Annotated in this window: 5 protein-coding genes; 3 read left to right on the top strand and 2 right to left on the bottom strand. The window is 62.2% G+C overall.

The features are described from left to right. The first annotated feature begins 368 nt into the window (after nt 1–368). Entirely contained in the window at nt 369–1,439 is a 1,071-nt protein-coding gene (locus HJO_RS17060; RefSeq protein ID WP_035619451.1) for a mannose-1-phosphate guanylyltransferase, read from the top strand. Between the two features lie 6 nt (nt 1,440–1,445). Here HJO_RS17060 and HJO_RS17055 read toward each other — a convergent pair whose 3' ends face one another. Together HJO_RS17055 and glmS are read right to left on the bottom strand one after the other, a co-directional pair. Then, the gene (locus HJO_RS17055) at nt 1,446–2,372 is read right to left on the bottom strand and encodes a hypothetical protein (protein ID WP_035619449.1); all 927 of its coding nucleotides are present in this window, start codon (nt 2,370–2,372) and stop codon (nt 1,446–1,448) included. 87 nt (nt 2,373–2,459) lie between these two features. After that, on the bottom strand, nt 2,460–4,286 hold the full coding sequence (glmS, locus tag HJO_RS17050; RefSeq protein ID WP_035619446.1) for a glutamine--fructose-6-phosphate transaminase (isomerizing): 1,827 nt from the start codon (nt 4,284–4,286) through the stop codon (nt 2,460–2,462). A gap of 264 nt (nt 4,287–4,550) precedes the next feature. On the opposite strand from glmS, the gene cysD reads away from it, so the two are divergent. Next, nucleotides 4,551–5,444 (top strand): sulfate adenylyltransferase subunit CysD, encoded by an 894-nt coding sequence (gene cysD, locus HJO_RS17045; protein ID WP_422120076.1) that lies wholly within the window; start codon nt 4,551–4,553, stop codon nt 5,442–5,444. Beyond that, the gene (gene cysN / locus HJO_RS17040) at nt 5,445–7,352 is read left to right on the top strand and encodes a sulfate adenylyltransferase subunit CysN (RefSeq protein WP_035619442.1); all 1,908 of its coding nucleotides are present in this window, start codon (nt 5,445–5,447) and stop codon (nt 7,350–7,352) included. It begins immediately after the preceding gene. Nucleotides 7,353–7,430: the final 78 nt, after the last annotated feature.

Below are 7,430 nucleotides of genomic sequence, written 5' to 3'. Positions count from 1 at the left end.
CCTCCACCACCGCCCGCACACGCACCAAGCATGACCCCGCCGGGCACAAGCAAGACAGCTGTCAGCACGAGACGCAGGGACGTGCTGCAATTCCTGGGTTTTCCGGTCACGCGGCACTCCTCGGTTTGATCTGGTGTACGGTTTTGACGCCGGATCGGATGGCGCGACCGTGTAAACGGGAGCGTTGCTTGGCCCCTGTTGAGTGTCAAGTGACGGGGTGTGCTGACGTAGGCCTCCGGGCCCTCCACCGGGCACTCAGGCTCAAGGGGCGGATGGAAACTTGCGCGCAGGTCTGGAATAAATGCACTGTCGGTTTGATTCTTGCTTAAGCGTCTCTGAAACAAATTCCCCGGGAGCGGCCTCTTTTCATGAAAATCTACCCCGTGATCATGTGCGGCGGCTCGGGCACGCGCCTGTGGCCCGTGTCGACCTCCCGCCATCCGAAACAGTTTGTTCCCCTGCTGTCGGAGGAATCATTGTTCCAGCAGACCATCCGGCGGATGCTGCCGGCTGACGATGCCCCGGAATTTGCCCCGCCGACGATCGTGAGCAATGCCCGCTACCTTGATCTCATCGAGGCCCAGCTGGCCAATATCGGCGTGTCGCCTCTGGCCATCCTGCTGGAACCCTGCGCCCGCAATACCGGCGCCGTTGCCGCCGTCGCAGCGGAATTCATCGACAAGATCGACCCGGACGGACTGGTAATCCTGTTGCCATCTGACCATTTCATCGGCCAACCGGCCGCGTTCCGCAAAGCCGTCACCGGCGCGACCGCTGTCGCGGCCGCCGGCCATATCGTGACATTCGGTGTTTCGCCGGACCGGCCGGAGACCGGTTTCGGCTATATCAAGGCCGGCAAGAGGATCGCGGACGACACGCATACGGTTGACGCATTCCGGGAGAAACCGAACCGGGAAACCGCGATGTCCTACCTGGAAGACGGCGCGTACACCTGGAATGCGGGCATCTTCCTGTTCCCGGCCCGCCTGATGCGCGAAGAACTCAAGCAGCACGCCCCTGACCTGCTGGAAACGGCAACCGAAGCCCTGCGCCTGGCCGACATTACCGGCGTGGTGCACCGGATCGACGAAGCGACCTTTTCGACAGCCCGGTCGATATCGTTCGACTATGCCGTAATGGAACACACGCAGGCCGCCGCCGTGGTCGGCCCCCTCTCCTGCGCCTGGAATGATGTCGGCACATGGCCCGCCGTCGGCCACCTCCAGGCCTCGAGCGGGCCGGTCCCGCCGGTGCTGATCGATGCCGAAAACTGCACCGTGCATTCGGATGACGGAGTCCTCGTCGCGGCGCTCGGGGTCGAAGACCTCGTCATCGCGGTCCGGGATGGGTCAGTCCTGGTGATGTCGCAATCGCGCGCCCAGGATGTCAAACTGGTCATCGATGCCCTGAAAGCTCGCGGCCTGACGGATCGCTACTGACGCAGCTCAGGTAAACTCCACGCGCTCCTGCGAGAAGTAGAACAGCGAGCGCGTCTCATCGTCGATATCTTCGCTTGAGACCTGCAACAGCGTCTGCATGGCATGCTTGCGGTCCTTCAGGGCGTGATCGAAGTCCGCTTCGATCAGGCGGTCCACACCGGTGGCGATCATCGCGTCGCGCACTTCCATGTACAGCGTCAGCGAGCCGCCGAGAAACATGGATTCATAGGCGATCTTGCTGGCGATCTTGTCGTGGATATCGGTGTACTGGAGCTGGCGCTCCATGGTCGACTTGCGCTTGGTGATGAAGTCGATCTCGTGACGATACTGGGGATGGCGCAGGTAGTAGTTCTTCAGCGCGATCATGTCGGTGTCGATCTTGCGCTGGATCGATTCCGGCAAGTCATCACTCAGTATAATGACGATATCAATGTCGGACCCCTTGACCATCTCGCCCGACACCATGTGCTCGCGCGGCTCGTTGTGCGCGAGAAAATACGCAAGGTCGCCCGCGATGAACGCGCACATCGACGAGCGGATCTCGCGGGGAAGGTCCAGGAACAGCGACTTCATCACCTGCTGTGCAAGGCCGATCTTCTCGCGGCTGATCTCGCGGTGCATGTTCGACAGCGTGCCCTGGCGCTCGATCAGCTGCTCGCGCTGTCCCGGCAGGCCGAACAGCGAGAAGGACAGGAAATCGCGCAGGATCGACGGGCTGAGCCGGACCTGGTCTTCCCGCGTGATATCAAACCGCAGGTAATAGCTCGCGAAGTGGGACACGTGCAGCGACCGGCTCTGGTAACAGGCCTGCCACAGGGACAGCTTCGGCTTGTCCGGCAGCATTTCTGCCAGCTCCTTGCCGGTCATCGGCCCATGCTCGGCCAGCAGCGCGATGATCTCGGCCTCGAGTTCGGCAATATCGGGAACGGGCATCCATCAGCTTTCTGGCGTTGGCGGAACGGGTTCGGCCAACTTCTCGCACCTGTGCGCGAGGATTTCCAGTGCCGTGTGTTCCGCCGCCTATTCGACGGTGACGGATTTGGCGAGATTGCGCGGCTGGTCGACGTCCGTGCCCTTGGCGACGGCGACGAAATAGGCGAGCAGCTGCATCGGGATTGCCGCCAGGATCGGCATCGCGATCTCGTCGGCGTCCGGCAGGCGAATCACGTGATCGGCGCGGTTGCCGGCCAGCTTGATGCCCCTGTCATCGGAAACAAGGATGATCCGGCCGCCCCGCGCCCGCACTTCTTCCACGTTCGACAGCGTCTTCTCGAACAGGGCGTCATACGGTGCGACCACGACAATCGGCAGGTCCTGCTCGATCAGGGCAATCGGCCCGTGCTTCAGTTCGCCGGCAGCGTAGCCTTCAGCGTGGATGTACGACACTTCCTTCAGCTTCAGTGCGCCTTCGAGGGCCAATGGGAAATAGCGGCCACGCCCCAGGAACAGAACATCCCGTGCCTTCACCAGAGACTGTGCAATCGCCTTGATATCGGCCTCCGCTTCGAGCGCTTCGGACACCTTGCGGGGCAAGGACAGCAGGCTTTTCACGTAACGGGCCTCGTCGCCGGCCTTGAGGTGACCGCGGGCCTTGGCGGCAGACAGCGCGAGCACTGCCAGAACCGCTAGCTGGGCGGTAAACGCCTTGGTCGATGCCACGCCGATCTCCGGCCCGGCATGGGTTGGCACGATCGCCTTGGCTTCACGCGCGATCGAGCTTTCCGGCACATTGACCACGGCAATCGCGGGCGCCTTGTTCTCACGGCAATAGCGCAGGGCCGCCAACGTGTCGGCCGTTTCGCCCGACTGGCTGACGAACAGGGCTGGTCCGGTCACCGGCAGCACCGGCTTGCGGTAGCGGAATTCCGACGCGATGTCGGTTTCCATGGCCAGGCGGGCAATCTGCTCGAACCAGTATTTGGCCGTCTGGGCCGCGTAATAGGCGGTGCCACAGGCAATCGCGACGGCGCGGTCGGCATCGCCAAAGATCTGGTCGGCCGTCTCGCCGGCCTGGATCGTCTGTGTGGCCTGGTCGATATAGGGCAGGATCGAACGGGCCAGCGATTCCGGCTGCTCGTGGATTTCCTTCAGCATGAAATGGTCATACTCGCCGCGCTCGATCAGGGCGTCGTTGACGGCAGACTTGACGCGCGGGCGGTTCACCCGGTCGCCGCGGGCATTGCGGATGTCGACGCTGCCGGGATGCAGGACGGCCCAGTCACCCTCTTCCAGATAGGTCACGTCGCGGGTCAGGGGCGCCAGCGCGATGGCATCGGAACCGAGATACATCTCGCCCTCGCCATAGCCGAGCACCAGCGGGCTGCCCTTGCGGGCGCCCATCAACACCGTCTCGTCGCCGGAAAAGATCACGGCCAGGGCGAATGCGCCGGAAAGCTGGTCCAGCGTGGCCGCGAACGCATCGACCGGAGCAAGGCCTTCGCTCATTTTCTGGTCGATCAGCTGGGCGATGACTTCGCTGTCGGTTTCCGATTCAAACACCCGGCCGGCCGCCTCCAGCGCGGTGCGCAGGTCACGAAAATTCTCGATGATGCCATTGTGGACGATCGCCACCTTGCCCGACATGTGCGGGTGGGCGTTCACCTCGTTGGGCTTGCCATGCGTGGCCCAGCGCGTGTGCGCGATGCCGGTGGTCCCGTCCATCGGCATGGCGTCCAGGCGGGCCTGCAGGTTGACGATCTTGCCCTTTGCACGGCGACGGTCGATGGAGCCGCCCGCCGAAATAGCGATCCCCGCGCTGTCATAGCCGCGATATTCCAGGCGCTTCAGGCCATCAATCAGGCGTCCCGCAACCGGTTCCGATCCTGCAATTGCAACAATCCCGCACATAATCTACCTCCGCGAATCTGATCGCGTAAATAGACCCGGGCTTTCGGTCTGAATAATGACAGTTTGTTGGGAATTGCGACAATCTGAGGGTATTTTTAGCATTAACAGGGACATCGGGCATGATAGAAACTGCAGTGCCCCCATTCATGCCGTGTGTATAGTAACGCTTACAAGTGCGTTTCCTGCACAACGCACGCTTCCATCCCCACTTCAGGGCGACTAGGACGCCACAAGACAATGAAGGACGAAACCGACTTGGCCAAGATGACCCACCTCGACAGGCTGGAAGCCGAAAGCCTGCACATCATGCGCGAGGTTGCCTCGGAGTGTGAAAACCCCGTGATGCTCTATTCGGTGGGCAAGGATTCCGCCGTCATGCTGCACCTGGCGATGAAGGCGTTCTATCCCTCGCGCCCTCCCTTTCCACTGATGCATGTCGATACGACCTGGAAATTCCGCGAGATGATCGAATTCCGCGACCGCAAGGCCGCCGAAATGGGCATGGACCTGCTGGTTCACGTCAACGAAGAGGGCGTGCGCGATGGCGTCGGCCCCTTCACGCATGGTTCGGCCATGCACACCGACATCATGAAGACCGCCGCGCTCAAGCAGGCGCTCGACAAGTACAAGTTCGATGCGGCCTTTGGCGGCGCCCGGCGCGACGAAGAGAAATCCCGCGCCAAGGAACGCGTCTTCTCGTTCCGCTCGTCCGAGCATCGCTGGGACCCGAAGAAACAGCGCCCGGAGCCGTGGAACCTCTACAATACGCGGATCCATCCCGGTGAGAGCGTCCGCGTGTTCCCGCTGTCGAACTGGACCGAACTCGACATCTGGCAATATATCCGCCGTGAGCAGATCGAGATCGTACCGCTCTATTTCGCCAAGGAGCGCCCGGTGGTGAGCTGGAATGGCGTCGACATCATGGTCGACGACGACCGCGTGCCCGAGGAACTGGCGAAGACCGCCGTGATGAAATCCGTCCGTTTCCGTACGCTCGGCTGCTACCCGCTGACCGGCGCGGTCGAAAGCACCGCCGCGACCCTGGAAGAGATCATACAGGAAATGCTGCTGACCACGACGTCAGAGCGCCAGGGCCGCGTCATCGACGCCGACCAGGCCGCCTCGATGGAAAAGAAAAAACAGGAAGGCTATTTCTAGATGCGCCTCACCGACGACCTTATCGGCTCCGACATCGGCGCCTACCTGCAAAAGCACGAGAACAAGTCCCTCCTGCGCTTCATCACCTGCGGCAGCGTGGATGACGGCAAGTCGACCCTGATCGGCCGCCTGCTCTACGATTCCAAGATGATCTTCGAGGACCAGCTCGCCTCGCTGGAGGCCGATTCAAAGCGGGTCGGGACGCAGGGTGAGAATATCGACTTCGCCCTCCTCGTCGACGGCCTCGCCGCCGAACGCGAACAGGGCATCACGATTGACGTCGCCTACCGTTTCTTCGCCACCGACAAGCGCAAGTTCATCGTGGCCGACACGCCCGGCCATGAACAGTACACGCGCAACATGGCAACGGGCGCCTCGACCGCCGATGTCGCCATCCTGATGATCGACGCGCGCAAGGGCATCCTGACCCAGACGCGCCGCCACAGCTTCATCACCACACTGCTGGGCATTCGCCGCCTGGTGCTGGCGGTCAACAAGATGGATCTCGTCGACTACAAGCAGCAGGTCTTCGATGACATTGTCGACGACTTCTACGCTTTCGCCGACGAGCTGGCGACCGACCTTGAAGTGCAGCCCATTCCGATGTCGGCGCTTGCGGGCATCAACATTACCGAACGCTCCAACGAGACAGACTGGTATGATGGTCCGAGCCTGATGGAATACCTCGAGACCGTACCGATCGGCGACAAGCGCCTCGGCGCCCCGTTCCGGATGCCGGTCCAGTGGGTCAACCGCCCCAATCTCGATTTCCGCGGCTTCTCGGGCCAGATCGCCGCCGGCTCGATCAGGCCCGGAGACCGGGTCAAGACGCTTCCCTCCGGCCGCCAGTCCACGATCGGTCGCATCGTCACCGCCACTGGCGACCTTGATGAGGCGATTGCCGGCCAGTCCGTGACGCTGACACTCACCGATGAAATCGACTCCTCCCGCGGCGACGTCATCGTCTCCGCCGACGATCCGGCCGAAGTGTCGGACCAGTTCCAGGCCCGCCTGTTGTGGATGAGCGACACGCCCCTCCTGCCCGGCCGCCGCTATCTCATGAAGATAGGCGCCAAGACCGTCACCGCCACGATCAATGCGCCGAAATACGGCATCGATATCAACACGTTGAACGATGTTTCGGCCAGGACGCTCGAACTCAACCAGATCGGCGTCACGACGCTCTCGCTGGACCAGCCGATCGCGTTCGACCCCTATGACGAGAACCGGGAAATGGGCGGGTTCATCCTGATCGACCGCCAGACCAATGACACGGTCGCTCTCGGCCTGATCGACTTTGCCCTCCGCCGCGCCTCCAACATCCACTGGCAGGCCATCGACATCGACCGCTCCGCACTCGCCGAGCAGAAGGGCCAGAAGCCTGCCGTGCTCTGGTTCACGGGGCTGTCGGGGTCCGGCAAGTCGACCATCGCCAATGCCCTGCAGAAACGCCTGTTCGCGCTCGGCAAGCACAGTTTCATCCTCGACGGCGACAATGTCCGCCACGGTCTCAACCGCGACCTCGGCTTCACCGATGCCGACCGGGTCGAGAACATCCGGCGCGTGTCGAATGTCGCCCGCCTGATGGCCGATGCAGGGCTGATCACGCTCGTCTCGTTCATCTCGCCATTCCGCAACGAGCGCCAGATGGCTCGCGGATTGATGGCTGACGGGGAGTTCGTCGAAATCCATGTCGACACGCCGCTGGGCGTCGCCGAGAGCCGTGACGTCAAGGGCCTCTACAAGAAGGCCCGCGCCGGCGAGATCAAGAACTTCACCGGCATCGACAGCCCCTACGAACCACCGCTCAATCCCGAAGTGCGGATCAACACGGTTGGCCAGTCACCGGAAGACGCCGCAGAGGAAATCCTCGGATACCTCCAGGAAAAGGGCTTCCTGTCCGACTGATCATGCGGGCCTGACCCGGCGGAACCGGCTTGTGAAATTCCAATCCATGCTATTCTGATGACAGAAAAGCAGATTGGG

Source organism: Hyphomonas johnsonii MHS-2, assembly GCF_000685275.1.
GTDB lineage: Bacteria > Pseudomonadota > Alphaproteobacteria > Caulobacterales > Hyphomonadaceae > Hyphomonas > Hyphomonas johnsonii.
Note: the sequence above shows the minus strand (reverse complement) of the source record. Positions and strands in the feature narration are given on the sequence as shown.